General features: G+C 39.1%; 15 protein-coding genes and 1 tRNA gene. 11 read left to right on the forward strand and 5 right to left on the reverse strand.

Features of this window, described 5'->3' with window-relative positions:
• Nucleotides 1-25 precede the first annotated feature (25 nt).
• Genes K1X82_05285 through K1X82_05305 form a run of 5 tightly spaced genes read left to right on the forward strand, consistent with a single transcriptional unit; the run spans nucleotide 26 to nucleotide 5,044 of the window.
• On the forward strand, nucleotides 26-2,314 hold the full coding sequence (locus K1X82_05285; protein MBX7181504.1) for a patatin-like phospholipase family protein: 2,289 nt from the start codon (nucleotides 26-28) through the stop codon (nucleotides 2,312-2,314).
• A 9-nt stretch (nucleotides 2,315-2,323) separates the two neighbouring features.
• Nucleotides 2,324-2,968 (forward strand): NAD(P)-binding domain-containing protein, encoded by a 645-nt coding sequence (locus K1X82_05290; GenBank protein MBX7181505.1) that lies wholly within the window; start codon nucleotides 2,324-2,326, stop codon nucleotides 2,966-2,968.
• 53 nt (nucleotides 2,969-3,021) lie between these two features.
• Nucleotides 3,022-3,846: a hypothetical protein gene (locus tag K1X82_05295; GenBank protein ID MBX7181506.1), complete on the forward strand. Its 825-nt coding sequence runs from the start codon at nucleotides 3,022-3,024 to the stop codon at nucleotides 3,844-3,846.
• A 2-nt stretch (nucleotides 3,847-3,848) separates the two neighbouring features.
• Nucleotides 3,849-4,148 carry an Asp-tRNA(Asn)/Glu-tRNA(Gln) amidotransferase subunit GatC gene (gene gatC, locus K1X82_05300; protein ID MBX7181507.1) on the forward strand — a complete coding sequence of 100 codons (300 nt, stop codon included), beginning with the start codon at nucleotides 3,849-3,851 and terminating at the stop codon, nucleotides 4,146-4,148.
• 2 nt (nucleotides 4,149-4,150) lie between these two features.
• The gene (locus K1X82_05305; protein ID MBX7181508.1) at nucleotides 4,151-5,044 is read left to right on the forward strand and encodes a class I SAM-dependent methyltransferase; all 894 of its coding nucleotides are present in this window, start codon (nucleotides 4,151-4,153) and stop codon (nucleotides 5,042-5,044) included.
• A gap of 581 nt (nucleotides 5,045-5,625) precedes the next feature.
• Here the strand turns inward: K1X82_05305 and K1X82_05310 are convergent.
• From K1X82_05310 to K1X82_05320, 3 genes are all read right to left on the reverse strand, one after another.
• Nucleotides 5,626-7,809, reverse strand: a complete 2,184-nt coding sequence (locus K1X82_05310; GenBank protein ID MBX7181509.1) for a glutamine synthetase III — start codon at nucleotides 7,807-7,809, stop codon at nucleotides 5,626-5,628.
• Nucleotides 7,810-7,919: 110 nt separating this feature from the next.
• Entirely contained in the window at nucleotides 7,920-9,020 is a 1,101-nt protein-coding gene (gene lpxB, locus K1X82_05315; GenBank protein MBX7181510.1) for a lipid-A-disaccharide synthase, read from the reverse strand.
• Nucleotides 9,021-9,026: 6 nt separating this feature from the next.
• On the reverse strand, nucleotides 9,027-10,049 hold the full coding sequence (locus K1X82_05320) for a hypothetical protein (GenBank protein MBX7181511.1): 1,023 nt from the start codon (nucleotides 10,047-10,049) through the stop codon (nucleotides 9,027-9,029).
• A gap of 205 nt (nucleotides 10,050-10,254) precedes the next feature.
• Between K1X82_05320 and K1X82_05325 the strand changes: the two genes are divergently transcribed.
• Together K1X82_05325 and xth are read left to right on the forward strand one after the other, a co-directional pair.
• A complete protein-coding gene (locus K1X82_05325) occupies nucleotides 10,255-11,097 on the forward strand; it encodes a universal stress protein (GenBank protein MBX7181512.1) in 843 nt (280 codons plus the stop codon).
• A 42-nt stretch (nucleotides 11,098-11,139) separates the two neighbouring features.
• Complete coding sequence (gene xth / locus K1X82_05330; GenBank protein ID MBX7181513.1) at nucleotides 11,140-11,904, forward strand: exodeoxyribonuclease III; 765 nt, start codon at nucleotides 11,140-11,142, stop codon at nucleotides 11,902-11,904.
• 448 nt (nucleotides 11,905-12,352) lie between these two features.
• Here the strand turns inward: xth and K1X82_05335 are convergent, their stop codons facing one another.
• Entirely contained in the window at nucleotides 12,353-13,357 is a 1,005-nt protein-coding gene (locus K1X82_05335; protein MBX7181514.1) for an OmpA family protein, read from the reverse strand.
• A 141-nt stretch (nucleotides 13,358-13,498) separates the two neighbouring features.
• Entirely contained in the window at nucleotides 13,499-14,932 is a 1,434-nt protein-coding gene (locus K1X82_05340; protein ID MBX7181515.1) for a tail fiber domain-containing protein, read from the reverse strand.
• 196 nt (nucleotides 14,933-15,128) lie between these two features.
• On the opposite strand from K1X82_05340, the gene K1X82_05345 reads away from it, so the two are divergent.
• From K1X82_05345 to K1X82_05360, 4 genes are all read left to right on the forward strand, one after another.
• Nucleotides 15,129-15,201 (forward strand) — tRNA-Met (locus K1X82_05345).
• Nucleotides 15,202-15,267: 66 nt separating this feature from the next.
• A complete protein-coding gene (era, locus tag K1X82_05350) occupies nucleotides 15,268-16,140 on the forward strand; it encodes a GTPase Era (protein MBX7181516.1) in 873 nt (290 codons plus the stop codon).
• 142 nt (nucleotides 16,141-16,282) lie between these two features.
• On the forward strand, nucleotides 16,283-17,092 hold the full coding sequence (locus K1X82_05355; protein MBX7181517.1) for a toxin-antitoxin system YwqK family antitoxin: 810 nt from the start codon (nucleotides 16,283-16,285) through the stop codon (nucleotides 17,090-17,092).
• A gap of 59 nt (nucleotides 17,093-17,151) precedes the next feature.
• On the forward strand, nucleotides 17,152-19,294 hold a 2,143-nt coding region (locus K1X82_05360), incomplete at its 3' end, for a PKD domain-containing protein (protein ID MBX7181518.1).

The raw sequence follows: 19,294 nt of genomic DNA on the forward strand, positions 1-19,294 counted from the left end.
ATTCCTGCCTATTTTAACATCCACTATGGGTAGGTGGATTTTTGTATTTCTTGTTTTGTTATTGTCTGTAAATCAACTTGTTGCGCAAAAGGTTGGTTTGGTGTTAAGTGGTGGAGGAAGCAGTGGAATGGCTCATATCGGCTTAATTCAAGCGCTTGAAGAGAATAATATTCCCATCGATTATATTACAGGCACTTCTGCAGGTGCTCTTATTGGCAGTATGTATGCTGCAGGTTACACCGTTGAACAAATGAAAGCAATGGCAACCTCCGAGTCTTTTAAGGAAATGACAAAAGGTGTAATTGACGATAAGTATGTCTATTATTTCAAATCAGAAGAGGAGAACGCCTCCTGGATAAGTATTGAATTTAATAAGGATAGTATTTTCCGAGCATCTCTACCTACCAACCTAATTAGCACCTATCCCATAGATTTTACTATGATGGAAAACTTGGCCCCGGCAAGCGCTGCTGCAGGCTATAACTTTGATAGTTTGTTCGTCCCCTTTCGTTGTGTGGCTGCAGAGGTGGATTCTAAATCTCAAATGATTTTTAAAGATGGACAATTGGGCGAGGCAGTTCGTGCAAGTATGACCTATCCCTTCTACCTTAAACCTATCAAGAAAAATGGTAAGTTGCTTTTTGATGGTGGTTTGTACAATAACTTTCCTGCCGATGTGATGCTTAGGGATTTTTATCCGGATATTATCATCGGTTGTACGGTCGCTAATAATATCAAAGCTCCAAGTGAAGACGATGTTATTGGGCAAATTAAATCCTTATTGATGACCGCTACCGATTACAGTGTGCCTTGTGAAAGTGATATTATGATTCGTATTCCTGACCTCGGAGTAGGAGTGCTTAACTTTAACAATGTTGCTCCTATTATCGAAGCCGGTTATTTTTATGCCAACCAACAAATGCCCGAAATATTAACCAAAATTTCTTCCCGAATTACCAAAGAAGAACGATTGGCAAAACGTAAAGCCTTCCTTGATAAATGTCCACCCTTGGTTTTCCAAAATATTGAAATCAACGGACTAAATAAATACCAACAAAACTATGTGAAACGGAATATTCAATTAGCATACAAGGAAAAGGAGTTTGGATTAGAACAATTAAGAAGACAGTTCTACAGATTGGCCGGAGATAATAAATTAAAAGGTCTTTATCCAAGGGCAATTTTTGATACTACAACTCATAGGTATAAACTCAACTTGGATATTAAAAGGAATAACCAGTTTAGAGCACAATTTGGTGGAAATTTCAGTAGCAGAAGTATTAATGAAGCTTTTATAGGCTTACAATACCGTTATTTGGGCTGGTTCGGGTTGGATGTAACCGGTAATACCTATTTCGGCCGTTTTTACAACTCCGGACAAATTAAATTTAGGTTGGATTATCCCTTTAAAGTTCCTTTCTTCCTGGAAGGTGGAGTTTGTATCAACCAATGGGATTACTATCAAACCTATACTACCTTTTTTGAAGATAAAAAACCCTCCTACCTGATTCAATATGATTATGATGCTGAATTTGCTATTGGTATGCCCGCATCCAACGAAGGTAAAGTAAAAGCAAGTGTCGCTTATATGTTTCTTAACAACCGTTATTACCAAACTACCAAGTTTATCTCAACAGATACCCCTGACAATACCGAATTTTATGGATTTACCTCCAAAATATTGTACGAACGAAATACCCTTAACCGTAAACAATACGCCAACCAAGGAAGATACCTCAATGTAAGCCTGAGATATGTAGATGGATTGGAACGAACCTCCCCCGGTTCTACAAGTATTGATAGTGTTACCAGAAGGGTAGATCGGAAATGGATTCAGGCTAAAATAACCTTCGATAATTATTTTAATAAATACGGAAGTGTAAAACTTGGGTTAATGCTGGAAGGATTTTATAGCACCCAAAACTTCTTTTCTAATTATACCAGCTCCTTATTTGTTACTTCTGCATTTAAACCTACTCCTGATAGCCGTACCTTTTTCTTAGAGAAATTTCGAAGTAACCGATATATAGCCGGTGGTTTGAAGGTAATTTATGAAATCAGAAAAAACCTCGATCTCCGTATTGAAGCATACAGCTTTCAGCCTTTTACTGAAATCATGAGAAAAGATGACAATACCGCCGAATACAATAAGAAAATTCAATATCCCCGATTAATGGGAATGGGCGCGCTGGTGTATAACTCACCTATTGGCCCGCTTTCAATTTCTGGTAGTTACTATGAAACAGAACCTAAACCTTGGTCCATCATGTTTCATTTTGGCTATATCCTGTTTAATGACTCTGCTTTACACTAATTTTATGCCATGAAAAACATAGGTATCCTCGGTTCCGGCGCAGTTGGAATTACCCTCGCAAACGGATTTAATAAATTAGGCTTCTCTGTCATGTTAGGAACCAATAACCCATCCAAATGGGAAGGATTAAAAGCCAAATTAGCTCCAGAAGTAAAAATAGGTAATTTTCAAGAAGTTGCCTCTTTCGGAAATTCCATTGTCCTTGCCGTTAAAGGTTCTGCAGCCATGGAGGTTCTTTCATCCATTGAACCCTCCCTGGATAACAAACTAATCATGGATGCCACCAATCCAATTGCTGCATTGCCCCCTGTTAACGGCGTGCTTCAGTTTTTTACCGGCCCCAATGAATCGCTAATGGAAAGATTCCAACAGCGTTTCCCAAATTCCCATTTCGTAAAAGTATTTAATTCGGTTGGCAGCGCCTTTATGGTAAATCCTAATTTTGGAAATGAAAAACCTACCATGTTTATTTGTGGAAATTCAGAAGAAGCTAAATCGACCGTTGCCACTTTTCTCAATCAATTCGGTTGGGAAGTGCAAGATATGGGAATGGTTGAATCAGCAAGGGCTATCGAAAGCCTTTGCATGTTATGGTGTATCCCCGGATTTCTTCAAAATAGTTGGTCCCATGCTTTTCGTTTATTAAAGAAGTAAATTAAAGGTTTTATCAGATAAAGACCTATTTTTGCCACCCCAATTTTCCATCAATGCAAAAACTTGCTCTTACATTGGTTCTCTGTTTCTTGGTTAGCTTAACCATCGCTCAAACGGCCGAATCCAACAAGAAACCCGCTAAAAAAGCTAAAAAACCTAATCCTGAAAAATTACTCGACGAAGAAGTAAATTTCTACAAGGAAAATAGAAAGGAAGTTTATTCCGAACCGGCAGCACAAGGGAAGTCAGACCTAAAGTCTAAATCAGGTAAGTCAGCAAAAAAAGGCAAGAAAACCTTTGATGATAAAGCCAAGAAAAAAGCTAAAAAACAACCGGAAAATGCCAAGTTGGAAGAGGTAGAAAAAAATAAAAAGGCCGCCAATTCTACACAACCTTCTTCTACAGGGTCTTCCTCCAACAGTAAACCTGCTCAACCGGAAACTCCTTCTGTAAAAGAAAAATCTTCTTCTAAAGATAAACCGGCCAAACCGGAAAAGGTTTCTAAACCGAATCAGATTAAGGAAAAAGCCCCTGCTAAACCTGAAGATTCCCCTAAACCGGTAAACAATGCAAACCCTCCTGCAAAACCATCCGAACCTGTAAAAGCTTCCAACCCGGATTCAAAACCAGCCCCTGTACAAGCCCCTGTCACCAAACCTGCTGAACCCGTAAAACCGGCAAAAGAAGCAAAGGCTCCAACCAATCCCGAACCTCCTAAAGCAAACCCAACTCCGGCTAACAAAGAAGATAAGCCTGCAAAAAAGGATAAACCGGCTAAAAAAAGCAAAAAGGCAAAGGATGCTGAAGAAAAAACAGAACCTGTTCCTGCAGCTGACCCCAATGCCATTCGCCTCAATGACCTGAAAAAAAGTAAGTAAATATGAAAGTAGATACGAAATTGGTTGATAATCTTGCACAGTTGGCAAGACTGGAATTCAACGGTGATGAGAATGAAAAAATGGTTTCTGATATGAATCGTATGTTGGCTTTCGTCGAAAAATTAAATGAACTCGATACAACCGGCGTTGAACCATTAATCTACCTTTCCGATGAGGTTAATGTCTTAAGAGAGGACCATGCCGTTAAATCAATCTCTCATGAAGAAGCTCTAAAAAATGCTCCTCAAAAAGACAGCGACTATTTCAAAACACCAAAAGTTATTGAAAATCCAAATTTCTAAGCTTGACTATTCAACTTATTTCTCCTCAAAATTTCCCTGACTATGAATTGCTCGATGTCGGTGATTTCGTAAAACTAGAACGTTTTGGTAAGTATATCACTATCCGTCCCGAACCCCAGGCAGTTTGGAGCCCGGCATGGAATCGTAAGGAATGGGAAAAATTAGCCCATGTGGAATTTGTTCCGAAGTCAAGTTCTACTGGGGTCTGGAAACGTTTCAAGGAAATGCCCGATCGTTGGAATATTTCTTATCCCTTTTCTGAAACCGAGCATATTAAACTTCGCCTGGCACTTACAGGATTTAAACATGTGGGTGTGTTTCCCGAACAAGCTTGCAATTGGAATTATATCTACCAATCCATAAAAGCCCAAAAAACCGATAAACCTAAATTTCTGAATTTGTTTGCCTACACCGGCGCTGCTTCTTTAGCCGCGGCTTCTGCAGGTGCTCAGGTAACGCATTGCGATAGCATTAAGCAGGTTGTTACCTGGGCCAATGATAACATGAAATTGAGTAACTTGGATGGTGTGCGATGGATGATCGAAGACGCAATGAAATTTGTGAAACGTGAAATTCGTCGCGGTAACCTATACAATGGTATTATTCTTGACCCTCCCGCTTACGGACATGGCCCCAATGGTGAAAGTTGGAAACTGGAAGAAAATATCAATGAAATGGTGGGTGACGTTTGTAAACTCCTCGATCCCTCTGAGCATTTTCTCGTCTTAAATACCTATTCACTTGGCTTTTCTTCTGTTATACTCGAGAATCTCTTCCAAAATAGAATGCCCGCTAAGGCAAATCCGGAATTCGGTGAGCTCTTTTTGCAGTCCAAATCTGGGCTTAAGTTGCCTCTCGGCGTTTGGGGACGATGGAATTTTCAAAAAAATAAATAATTTAATCCCGGAAGGCTTTTTGTCCGATTTTTCAGCTAGCTTGTACGTTCATACTTGAGTTTTGGCGGGCCCCCTTCGCCATCCCAAAAACATCTAAACTCCATAGTACTCTAACCTGGCTTCGGGTCACGCTTTCGGCTGTAGTCCTCGCCCCCCTAGGCTAACGCCGTAGTGGGCCTGTGGGCTACTTGCCTCTATCGTTGCCCGAGGTGCAAGCCCCAATCTTTGCACTTATTCCTAACCGATCTTCATTCCTAAGCCTTGTTTGTCCTAATTCCAAATGAGATAATTTTTACAATCTTCTTTTCACAAATCAAACAATGGGTGAAGTTTGTAATACCTATTGCACACCCGCAATAGTCCTAGTACAATTTGGTATAAACGGCTTTTGCATCGGACATACCATTTTACTTCTCAAAATAGTTGGACTAATACTCCAACAAAATTGGTGCGAATTGATGATTGTGAACCTGTATTAAACCCAAATTTCAAAAGAAGTTTTACTTCTTTTAGAATTTGGGTTAAACAAGAAAAGCCACCCAACTTGGATGGCTTTCTTGTTTCCAGAGGGGATTAATAGACTATCTGTGGAATAACATTTCACGATATTTTGGAAGTGGCCAAGCCTCATCGCTAACCAATAATTCCAATTTATCTACTTCATATCGGATTTTCTCAAAATAGGGAACTACTTTGTCGCAGTATGCAATGGATTGTTTTCTCACATCACTCATGGCATTTGCTTTCTTCCGTTCTTCGGTCATGGCTTCCACATCATTGCTTATTTTAGCAATTCTAGAAGAAATGTCCTCAATAGTAGCCAATTGAACTTCAGCCAATTTCTTAAATCCGGCACCGTACAGCTCTTTCAAACCTTTCACATTTTCAATCAATTTGTTTTGGTACTCAATAGCTGTTGGGATAATATGGTTTAATGCCAAATCGCCAATTACACGTCCTTCAATTTGGATTTTTTTGGTATAGCTTTCCAGGTAAATATCATGTCTGGCGTGAATTTCTCTTTCATTGAAAACACCTAAGCTTGTCCAAAGTTTTACAGTTTTTTTACTTACCAAGGCATCCAATGCTTGAGGTGTAGTTTTGATATTGTTCAATCCTCTTTTTGCTGCCTCTGCCACCCACTCATCACTGTAACCATTACCTTCAAAACGTATTCTGGTTGATACCTCAATGTACTGTTTTAAAACTTTTAAAATGGCATCATCTTTTTTCTCTCCTTTGGAAATCAAAGTATCAACATCTTTTTTAAACTCAATCAATTGACTTGTCATGGCGCTGTTAATAGCTATCATTGCTTGAGCACAATTGGCTGATGAACCTACTGCACGAAATTCAAATTTGTTTCCGGTAAAGGCAAAAGGTGAGGTACGATTGCGATCGGTATTGTCAAGTAAAATTTCCGGAATTTTACCAATGTTTAATTTAAGATCGGTCTTTTCCTCAGGAGATAATTTTCCTTTCTTAACCTTACTTACCAATTCATCTAAAATAGCAGATAATTGGCTTCCAAGAAATACAGATATAATCGCCGGTGGAGCTTCATTGGCGCCCAATCGGTGATCGTTACCTGCCGAAGCAATACTTGCTCTTAACAAATCATCATTTTCATAAACAGCTTTGATGGTGTTTACAAAAAAGGTCAGAAATTGTAAATTTGTTTTCGGTGTTTTACCCGGACTAAGTAGGTTTTTTCCGGTATTAGTACCCATGCTCCAGTTGTTATGCTTCCCGCTTCCGTTAACTCCTGCAAATGGTTTTTCGTGAAATAAAACACGGAAGTTATGCTTGCGTGCGATTTTTTCCATCAAATCCATTAGCAATTGGTTATGATCAACCGCAATGTTCACTTCCTCAAATACAGGAGCACATTCAAATTGATTAGGAGCAACTTCATTATGTCGTGTACGAACCGGAATTCCTAATTTCAAGGATTCATTTTCGAAATCACGCATAAATGACATTACACGCTCTGGAATTGATCCAAAATAATGATCTTCCAATTGCTGACCTTTAGCCGGACTGTGTCCAAAAACTGTTCTTCCGGTTAATACTAAATCAGGTCTGGCATTATACAATGCTTCATCTACCAAAAAATACTCTTGTTCCCAACCAAGAGTTGCTACAACTTTGGTTACATTTTTATCAAAGTATTGGCAAACATCAGTAGCCGCTTTATCCAAAGCGGATAGTGTTTTTAATAAAGGCGCTTTGTAATCCAGACTTTCACCGGTGTACGAAATAAAAATCGTTGGAATACATAAGGTTGAACTAATAATGAATGCTGGAGATGAAGGGTCCCAGGCCGAATATCCTCTTGCCTCAAAGGTGTTGCGAATACCACCATTTGGGAAACTGGATGCATCTGGCTCTTGCTGAATTAATTGTTTTCCCTCAAAGGCTTCAATAGCTCTGCAATTATCAATAGGTTGGAAAAAACCATCGTGTTTTTCTGCCGTAGTTCCTGTTAATGGTTGAAACCAATGGGTGTAATGAGATACTCCTTTGCTTAAAGCCCAAGCTTTCATCCCTGTTGCAACTGCATCTGCCACTTTTCTATCTAGTTGAGTACCTAGTTCAACCGCTTCCATTACTTTCTCAAATACATCCTCTTGGAGGTATTGTTTCATGGTGTCACGGTGAAATACATTCTCACTGTAAAAGGTAGAAACCTTGCCTGGATTTTCTACTACCAATGGGGTACGGGTATGTAATTCTTCTAATGCCTTAAAACGTAAAATTGCCATTTTTTTAAATTTTTTTGCAAAGGTATTCAAAAAAATGGGGGGTAGGTAGGAAAAAAGTATAAAAAATTTCAACAATACCCCAAAAAAGGAGGGGGGTAGTCGAAAAAACATTAATTTAGAATTTCCAATGCTGCTCGCCTAGAAGCGCCTTTTTCTCCAAGTTTGGTCCTTAATTCATGGTATCCGTTTTGAATTTCTTCTTTTGATTTTGGTTGAAGTAAATATTTTAATTCCTGTTCCAATTGTTCAACAGTTAATTCATATTGTATGAGCTCTTTAACGAGCATCCTATCCAAAATTAAGTTTACCAGCGAAATGTATTTTACCTTGATTAAGTGTTTAGCAATAAAATAACTTATTGGATTTCCTTTGTAACAAACTACTTCCGGAACTCCAAACAATGCCGTTTCTAAGGTGGCAGTTCCGGAGGTAACTAAGGCTGCATCTGCTTTATTTAAGATGTCATAGGTCCGACCTTTAAGGTAACTCAAATTGGGATATTGATTCAATCCTACAAAGTTTTCCGCTGATAGGGTAGGGGCCATCCCTAAAATAAAGGTATACTGCGGATTTCTCCTAACAACCTCCAAAAGTATTGGCCAAACCTGTTTTATCTCCATGGCTCTGCTACCTGGTAATAATGCAATAATCGGACGACCTATTTCTTTTTCAATTTTTTGTTTCGGTACATAGGATTCAACTATATCTAACAGGGGATGGCCAACAAAACAAACAGACATACCATGTTTGGCATAAAAATCTCTTTCAAAAGGTAAAATCACAAGCATTTGGTCCACAACCCTCTTAATCTTATTGACCCTACTTTCTTTCCATGCCCAAATTTGTGGTGAAATGTAATACACTACCCTGAATCCTTTTAATTTCGCCCATTCCGCAATTTTTAAGTTAAAGCCGGGATAATCGATAAGGATGATTACATCAGGATTGTATTGGACTATATCCTGTTTGCAATAACGGATATTGCTTAAAATAGTCCTTAAATTAGCAATAACTTCAACAAAACCCATAAAAGCCAGGTCTTTAATATGTTTAACAACCTGGGCCCCGGCTTTTTCACATTCATCCCCTCCCCAGCATCGAAAGTTTAGGTCACTCCTGATTCCTTTCATAGCTCTAATTAAATTAGAACCATGTAAATCACCACTCGCTTCTCCTGCAATCAGGTATACTTTGCTAATCCTTGACGCCATTCCTGATTACTTCACTCTAATGACTCCTACAAATGGGTCAAATATTTGTCCAATATAAACCTTGTTTTTATAAGGTAAAGCAGTTGATGCAGCACTTATTTGGTAACCATCATCCTGAAATACCAGATCTTTTTGACCTGTTTTTAACTCCACTTTCCAAATTTGACTTGGTGATTTTTTTTCGGTAGTTTTTACATGCCCCAAAAATTTCATATTGCTGGGATGTGCCGTAGTGTATAAATAACCTCCATGAAAAATCAAATTATCTAAACCTTTAATGTCACAAACTCTTTTTCCTTCTTTTCCTTTTAAAATTCGGCCTTTTCCCAGAATGGATAATGGATAGGCATATAAGCCATGCATACGGGTTGTTGCTATGTATAAAACGCTATCGTCGACAAATACGCCATTGGCATAGGCCATATGGTCGAGAACAAATTCCCATTTTTGGGTATTAACCGAATACTTTACCACAGTAGATCTTTTGGTATTAAAAAGGTATTGCCATATCACTTTCCCCCTGCCTAAAAAATTGGAAACATACATATTGCCATTTCCATCAATATCCAAATCATTGGGATTAATCAGAAAATCAGGAGAAGTGTAACAATGTTCAAAATTCAATTGAAGGTCCTTAATTGAAAACTGTAAAATTTGATGCCAATCCGATCCTTCTTTATGGTCAATAGCATATAAATAGTTCTGACCATTTATTTTTTCAACTGAAATGCCATGCAAATCTAAATGAATGGTGTCCGGTAAACCGCTAATCTCCATTTTTCTAGATTGGTCTGTTTCTGTATCAATAAGGTAAAAAGTCGATTCTTTTTTTACCTCTCTCCGCTCAGCACACGATACAACCAAATAGCTTTTCCCATTTTCAGAGAATAAATCCAAATCTTCGGTTCCCGGACCGGTCTGGATTTTGCTAAATGAAACGCCGGGAGTAGTTTGGTAACTGCGACATGCACCTATGGAAAAGGATACCAATAACAGTATGGAAATTCTTTTAAAATAGATCTGGAACATTTGCGTTACTATGGGGATTTTACCATTGCAAAGGTGGGTAAATTAATAGTATTCATAGTGGTTAAAAATGAAAAATTATCATCCTTTTGCTCGAAAATGTCTTGGAGTTATAAAATTTAATTTTTATGTTTACGCAGAAATTTTCTGTAAATACCTCTTTCGCCTTAAATAAAACGTCATTTGTCTAATTTAAATCGTAAAAATCATGAATAATGTAATTGTTGTGCCAGTTGACTTTTCTGACGACTCCATTAATGCCTTGGAATATGCAATCGATCTGGCTAATAAGGCAGGTTCCGATATTGTCATGGTTTATGTCGTAAAAACTAGTCGCTTCGATTTTTTTAAAGGTGTAGAATCTGTTGCTAGCAAAGGTGATTTCGAAAACTTTCAAGATAAATATCAGCCTTCTCTTAAAGGTAGACTAAGCTGGGAAGTTAGAAAAGGTATAGTAGCGGATGAAATAATTAAATTGTCTGAAGAGCAAAAATCGTGGATAATCGTCATGGGTTCTCACGGAGTTTCTGGTTTAATGGAGAACTGGATGGGTAGCAATGCCTTTAAAGTTGTGAGCCAAAGCAAATGTCCGGTTTTAACCCTTCGCGGTGATTATAAGAAGCGCGAAGTAGAAAAAATAGTTCTGCCAATTGACAATACCTGGGCATCACGACATAAGATTCCTAATGCCATTGATTTGGCAAAATTATTTCATTCAGAAATTGTGGTGTTGGGTACCTATCCCAATAACGATAAGGAAGAAGAGTTTAAAGTAAGAAAGTATGTCCACCAAAGCCAAGATGTAATTCATAAACACCATGTTCGCTCTCATGCAGAATATACCTCAGGTGCCAATGTCGCTAAACTTACCATCGAATTTGTAAATAATTACAAGGCCGACATGGTGGCAATAATGACAGATACCGATGAAGATATTTCAAAAATGATTCTTGGTGGTTATGCCCAATACATGGTTCATAATTGTCCGGTTCCTCTGCTTTCAGTGCATCCAAATCCCGATCTTACTGTTAAAGATTACAAGGGTTTTTAGCCTTTGCCTATTTTCTTCTAATTTGGCAGCCATTTCGCTGCTATGAAAATAATATCCTATAACCTAAACGGAATTCGTTCCGCCATTTCTAAAGGTCTAATTCAATGGCTTTCTGAACAAAATGCAGATATTGTCTGCTTTCAGGAAACTAAAGCCTGGCAACAAGATATTCCGGTTTTGGAATTGGAAGCCCTTGGATATAAATCCTACTGGTTTTCTGCCGCAAAAAAAGGTTATAGCGGTGTTGGAATTCTAACTAAAATTCAACCCGATCATGTCCAAATTGGAATGGGCATGCCTATTTATGATCAGGAAGGCCGTTTTATCCGTGCCGATTATGGCGATGTTTCTGTTGTAAGTGTTTATCATCCCAGTGGCAGTAGCGGCGAAGAACGTCAAAACTTTAAGTTTCAATGGATGAAAGATTTTCAACAGTATATTGATAACCTTCGGAAAGAAAGACCCAAATTGATTATTAGCGGAGATTACAATATTTGCCATAAACCCATCGATATTCATAACCCGGTCGGAAATGCCAAGTCTTCCGGTTTTCTTCCGGAGGAGCGCGCCTGGCTAGACCAGTTTATTACCAATGGATTTGTGGATTCATTCAGACATTTGAATCCTCAGCCTCATCAATATACCTGGTGGAGCTTTCGAATGAATGCCAGAGCAAGAAATCTAGGCTGGCGAATTGACTACCATCTGCTTACCGAAAATTTAAAACCGCTATTAAAAAGTGCAGCTATTCATGCGGATGCCAAACATTCTGATCATTGTCCCATCGAAGTTGAACTTGATTTTTAGTTTCATTATGCGGGTGCCTTCGCTCAAATTTTACACTTTTTAAAAGCTTTTACCCGGCTCAGGCCCGGGCTATCCGTTTCAAGTCCTCGCCGACCTTGGCTACCGCCGCGGCCGTCTGTGGGCTTTCCACTTCTATCCCTACCCGAACCGAACCCCAAGCAGCCTGCAAATATCAACCGAATTAATTGTTCGGTGGTAAAGGTTGTTTCTAATTTTTAAAAGTTAGGTATAAGGAAATGCCTGGAGTGAAATACGAGCTATGGAGTTTGCACCCTCGGGCAACGATAGAGGCAAGTAGCCCACAGGAGCACGCGGCGCCAGCCAAGTGCGACGAGGACTACAGCCGATAGCGTGACCCGAACGCCATTGCATTTTAGCCAAAATCTGCACAAGGGTTTGGTTGGCGGAGGGGGCCCGCCAAATAATTTCCAAAGAAAACTACATTCTATTAATTGGTATCCAAAATTTTCAAAAGCTCATCCACTTTTGGGGTGATGATGATTTCTGAGCGGCGATTTTTCTGTTTGGCCTCGGCCGTATTGGCTTTGTCGATAGGTGAAAATTCACTTCTTCCTGCCGCAGACACCTGGGAAGGCTTTAATTTACTATTGTTTAAAAGGATTTTGGTAATAGCCGTTGCCCGCATCACACTTAAGTCCCAATTGTCTTTTACCTGGTTGCTGCCAACATACGGTACATTGTCGGTATGACCTTCTACCATAATGCTTATATCACTTTGAGATTCAAGCACTTTGGCAAGTTTTTTCAATGCGTCCTGACCTTTGGGATCTACAGCCCAGCTACCACTTTGGAAAAGCAGTTTTTCTTCAACAGAAACATAAACCTTTCCATTGCGTTGTTCAACTGTTAAACCGTTGTTTTTAAAGCCAAGTAAGGCATCTGTGATACGTTGTTTTAATGCTTTAACAGCCGAATCTTTTCTGAAAATGATGGATTCCAATTCTTTGGTACGTTTTTCCCTTTCTTCCAGATCAAGTTGAGCTTTCTTAAGATTAGCTTCTTGTTTGTCCAATTCAACCGTCATTTTCCTTAGCATTTCTTCTTGACCAACCAAGGCATCTTGTGACTTTTGAAACAATTCGGCCAATTTCTTTTTATCAGCCATGGCGCCACTTTCTAACATTTTGTAGCGTTCCATTAAGATTTCATGTTCTGTATCCAATCCTTGGTATTTGGCATCCAAAGCTCTAAGTTGACTGCCTTGGTTGGCAGTATCGGTTTTTAAATGTTCGAGATCCCTGTTGTTACGGTCAATTGTTGCCTGGCGTTCATTGGCTAAAATTCCTATGCTATCCAGGTTTTTTTTGGTGGAAGCTAATTCTTCTTCACACGCTTTTTGTTTAGCTTCGGTTTCTTTGAATTGACGTGTAGAAACACAAGAGGTAAAATAGATTGGAGCAAATCCAAGAATAAGAAGGCCGATTTTTTTCATGCTATATAATCAAGGTAAAAGTAGCTTAGCCCTTTACCTTAAAATTTAGATTTATCGGAACTTTTAAACAGGATCGGTTTGAAACTAAAAAAAATCCCCCAAAGATTTTTTGGAGGATTTTTAAAATGAGTTTGGTATGAACTATTTTACCGATGCCTCTGATTTAGCATTTTTCAAAAGTTCTACTTCTGCTTTTAACAGCTCAAGTGTTTTTCCCAAATCTGATTGTGTTTTTAGTTGGGATTGGAGACTCTCTATTTGTTTTTGTTGTTCTTTAACGGCGTTTACCAAGATATAAACCAAAGCAGAGCTGTCATACATCAATAGATCCTCTGGTTTGGTATCTGATTCATTTAGTTTTTTAGTAACGGTTTCTACCATGTAAGGGGCAACAGGTTTAATTTCTTGTGCTATTACACCAATATAATCTTTTCCATTGGCTTGATATCCGCCAAGACCATTGTACTTAAAGCTTACAGGATTAATTTGCAAAAGGGTAGATAATCCATCTGAAAAAGGTTTAATATCCTTTTTTAAACGTCTGTCTGAAAAGGTTTGCCAGCTACCACCTCCAAGTTTGGAAGCATCTCCATTTACAGAAAACAATTGGTCAGGGGCTTGAGTTCCAATACCAACACGGGCGTCAGAGTTGCAGGTAAATATTGGAACGAAAGCATTAAGTCCTAAATCTGTAGCACCAACAACAAATCGGTCACCGGTAGTGGCAGGAGAAACTCCGTAATTGTCTCCGAAATTAATTCTCAATTCACTTTGATCATCTGCTGCATTATACCTGGCCATCCACATGAGGTCGGAATTGTTGCTACCAAAAGTGGGTCCTGTTCCGCCTCCATCAAAAATGAGTGAACGTCCTAATTGAGGGAATGTGCTTGGTCCGGGAGGTATGCTTTCGCCCACAACAAGATCGCCGAAAGAAACATGAAGTTTAGCAATTGGAGTGGTTGTAGATACTCCGACATTAGTTCCATCATCAAAAAGAATGGAATTACACATATCGGTTGGGCTAGTGAATTTGGTGACAAAATTGGTTGTAGCCGTTCCACAAATGGTTCCGGGGCCGGTTGGACCGGTTGCTCCGGTTGCGCCAACAGCTCCGGTAGGCCCTTGAGCACCTGCAGCACCAGTAGCACCAACCGCTCCTGCAGCTCCGGTTGCACCATTTGCACCGGCTACTCCGGGAGAACCTGCGGCTCCTGTTGGGCCTGTAGGTCCAGTAGCACCAACAGCTCCATTAATATCGCCACAAATACTTACCCAAATTGGAGAAGCACCGGTGCCACGATTATAAAAGAAACAACTGGAATCGGTGTCAAAAACCAACAAGCTATGGTATGGATTGGATAAACCTAAACGTTGCAATGCATTTAATCGAGGAACTAACATTCCTTTTGTGCTTGATGAAACATCTAGCACAGCAGAGGGGTCAGGTGTTGTTGTGCCAATACCTACGTTGTTTTGGGCAAAGGATCCAATTGAAAAAACAAGGATTGAAAAAATGGATAAACCTACTTTTCTCATTATATTGAAATTTTTGGCTAAGTAAATGTTTTTCATGAATAATTGAATAAAAAAATCAAATCTATTCGTGAATCAACTAATTATCTTAATTCTTTGAAGAATGGAAGTGTTATTTTTATTAATAGCAGGTTCGTTTTCAGCCTCTTAAGTTTTTTTATGAATAAAATTGATGAAAATTGTTCATTTGTCGCATTTGCAAACGTTTTCATGTTACCTTTGCAGTCCAAATTATTGCGGGGTGGAGCAGTTGGTAGCTCGTCGGGCTCATAACCCGAAGGCCGTAGGTTCGAGTCCTGCCCCCGCTACTAGAAGCGCAAATCGAAATGTTTTGCGCTTTTTTATTTTTACAACATTCATAACACCTTCATAGAATGCACAAATCAGGTTATGTAAATATAGTTGGCAAACCCAATGCCGGTAAATCCACCTTGATGAATGCCTTGCTTGGCGAGAAATTATCCGTGATTAATGCAAAAGTTCAAACTACCCGTCATCGGATTCTTGGTATTTTGAACGACGAAAATTATCAAATCATTTTTTCAGATACCCCAGGAACAGTAGATCCCAAGTACAAATTGCACGAACGTATGATGGATTACGTCAATCAATCATTTAAGGACGCTGATGTATTATTGCTTTTACACGATGCTGAAGACCCCAGACCCGATTTGAATTTAGTAGAAAAGTTGGCCAAAGTTTCTGAACCGGTTTTGGTGGTCCTGAATAAGGTTGATATTTCTAAACAAGAAAATATTCCTCTGATAAAACAAAGATGGGAAGAACTTTTGCCTGGTAAAGAAATGATTTTTATTTCTGCTTTGCATGAGTATAATATCGATTTGCTCTTATCAAAAATTCTGCAACTCCTGCCTGAATCGCCGGCTTATTACCCCAAAGACCAATTGACAGACAAAACAGAGCGTTTTTTTGTGTCTGAAATTATTCGAGGAAAAATGTTGAGTTTGTACGCCAAGGAAATTCCGTATTCAGCAGAAATTCAAATAAACTATTTCAAGGACGAACCGGAAATTGTTAAGATATCTGCTACAATTTTTACTGAACGGGAGAGTCAGAAGGCCATTATTTTGGGTCACAAAGGTTCGAAAATCAAGCAATTAGGTATAGAATCAAGAAAGGATATTGAAGAATTTGTTCAAAAAAAGGTTTTTTTGGAATTAATCGTTAAAGTTGATAAGGATTGGCGTAACAATGAATCCTTCCTGGATCGAAGTGGATATGTTTAGGTCATATACCCTTCTAAACCTAAAGTTAATTTTTTGTTTGCAGTTTTGATTTTCTTTTTTGGCATGTCTTGATTAGGCAAATACCAGACTTGGAATAATTTTTGAAACATTTTTTGTAGAAATATATAAAAAGGGAATTCCAATGAAAAACCAAATCCTACTTACTACGATTCTTCTATTTAATTTATTTACTTACTCAAACTCTTTTTCCCAAGAAAAGGTCAAAGAACGTTGGCCTAACGGAAAAATAAAATCTACCGGCACCATGCAAGGTGGTAAAGAAGAAGGCTTATGGACTTATTACTATGAAAATGGTCAAAAGGAGAAGGAAGGTAATTATTCGGAAGGTAAACGCAATGGCAGATGGATGGAATGGTATGAGAATGGGAAATTATGGACGGAGCAGAGTTATAAGATGGATATGCCTGATGGATATGCCGCTGAGTATGATATGAATGGTCAAAAAGTGGAAGAAGGCAATTTTTTGGATGGAAAACCTTTTGGTCATTTCTCTTCCTGGTACAATACGGGTCATATGAAGAGTAGTGGTGATAAGAAAGGCGATTTGATGGATGGGCATTGGGTTTATTATCATGAAAATGGCAATAAAATGGCAGAAGGAGATTATAAGGAAGGCAAAAAATCAGGGTTGTGGATTGAGTACTATGAAAATGGAAAACTAAAATCCCAGGGCTATTATATCAATGATGTTCCTAATGGGAAATGGACCTATTGGTTCGATAATGGAAGAGAATTTGAAAAAGGTGAACTTCGTAACGGTTTTAAATACGGCAAATGGATTGAATGGTTTGATAATGGGCAAACCAAGTCAATCGGTAATTATTTAGGTAATGTGAAGGATGGAACTTGGCAATATTGGGATGATAAAGGAAATCTGAAAAAGCAAGAAACTTGGATGGATAGGCAACTTATTGACAATAAAGATTTTTGATTGTTCATTACGTGTTAAAAAACTCGTTATTTTCACACCCGAATCCAAAGCAAATGACCTTGAAAAAAGTCTTACAACGCACGATTTTTCTTTTCTCCCTTCTACTAAGCCTGAATAGCTTAGCATCTCACATCGTTGGAGGTGAAATTAATTATACTTACCTGGGTAGTAATCAATATCAAATTGATATTACAATGTTTAGGGATTGTAACAGTACTACCGATTTCGATGACCCTGCAGCCATAGGAATCTTTGATTTGAATGGTAATTTAGTAAATACCATCGATATCAACCTTGGTGCTGTTAATACAGTAAATGCCTCTATTAATAATCCTTGTATAACTCCACCATCCAGCGTTTGTACCGAAGTTACAACCTATAGCACTGTGGTAACTTTGCCACCTAATGGAACAGGTTATCAAGTCGTTTATCAACGTTGTTGCAGGAATTCAGTTGTTACCAATATTTTTGATCCTGGAAATACAGGTGCTACCTATGTTGCCTATATTCCCGGCGTTGCACCTTTAAATGCGAACGATAATCCGGTTTTTACCAGTTATCCTCCATTATTTATTTGTGCAGGTACTCCATTTACGTTTAACCATTCGGCTACCGATGCCGATGGGGATTCCTTGGTTTATTCATTAACCACACCTTATGAAGGAGCAACCGCCGGTAACCCTCAACCTGCTACTCCTTCCTCCCCTCCATACACGAATATCACTTGGCAAAATCCATATTCGCAAAACGATATGTTTGGTGGTGTCCCTCTTGCAATTGATGCTCAAACGGGTGTTTTAACCTGTACTCCGAATACCATCGGTACTTTCGTTTATGCGGTGCAAGTGGCGGAATATAGAAACGGTGTTTTATTGGGTTACACCAGAAGGGAATACCAATTAACGGTTACCAATTGTAATAATCCAACGGTGGCTGGGTTCGGTTTAGCAAATGCTTCCGGTGGAGTTGGATATTCTACTTGCTCTTCTACAGTGGTTTTTAACAATACCAGCTCCAATGCAACTTCTTATTCTTGGAATTTTGGAGACCCAACCACCACGGCTGATGTGTCAACTCAAACTAACCCCTCTTATACTTACCCTACTCCCGGTACTTATAATGTTACCTTGATTGCCACATCTGTAAACTGTAGTGATACACTTAATATTCCTGTAACAATTACCGGAAATATTAACGTATTGGCAGGACAAAATCAAACCGCTTGCCCTGGAAATTCAGTAAATCTTTCTGCATCAGGTGCAACTTCGTATTCCTGGTCACCTTCAACAGGTTTATCTAATTCAACTATTGCAAATCCGGTTGCTACTCCTAGTGTTACCACAACTTATGTAGTTACTGGTACAGACGGAAGCGGATGTACCGGAACTGATACCGTGGTCGTAACAATTGGAACAATTACTGTATCAGCCGGACTTGATCAAACAGTTTGTAACGGTAGCTGTGTTACCCTAAATGCTTCCGGTGCTACAACCTATTCCTGGAGTCCCGCAGCAGGACTTACCGGAGCTAATACCGCAACTCCGAATGCCTGTCCTGTTGTAACTACCACTTATGTTGTAACCGGAAGTTCAAATGGTTGCACTGATACTGATACTGTTACGGTTTTTGTTACAACTCCTCCCAATGTGACTGCCGGAAACGACACAACTATTTGTCCGGGTGGAACAGCTCAATTGTTTGCGACAGGAGGGCTAGCCTATTCCTGGAGTCCAACAAATGGGCTTTCTAATCCTAGTAGCTCTAATCCAACAGCTAATCCAACTACCACAACAACTTATACAGTAACTGTAACTGCCCCCTCCGGTAATTTGGTCGTTAACGGAGATTTTTCTGCAGGTAATAGTGGCTTTACTAGTGGTTATGTCAATAATAATAACCTTCAACCTGAAGGAAGATACGATATTACAAACGACGCAAGCAATAACCATCCTAATTTTGTTGGGGTAGATCATACCACAGGTTCGGGTCAGTTCATGGCCGTTAATGGTTCCGGGACTCCTAATACAGATGTTTGGTGTCAAACGGTTAATGTTACGCCCAATACAACCTATGCATTTAGCACTTGGGTTTCTACTTTAGCCCCTGGAAATCCTGCTGCCCTCCAATTTGGTATCAATGGTACTCAATTAGGTTCTGTGTTTAATGCTCCTTCTACAACCGGAACATGGAGCCAATTTTTTC

The sequence above is a fragment of the Bacteroidia bacterium genome, from assembly GCA_019695265.1.
Lineage (GTDB): Bacteria > Bacteroidota > Bacteroidia > JAIBAJ01 > JAIBAJ01 > JAIBAJ01.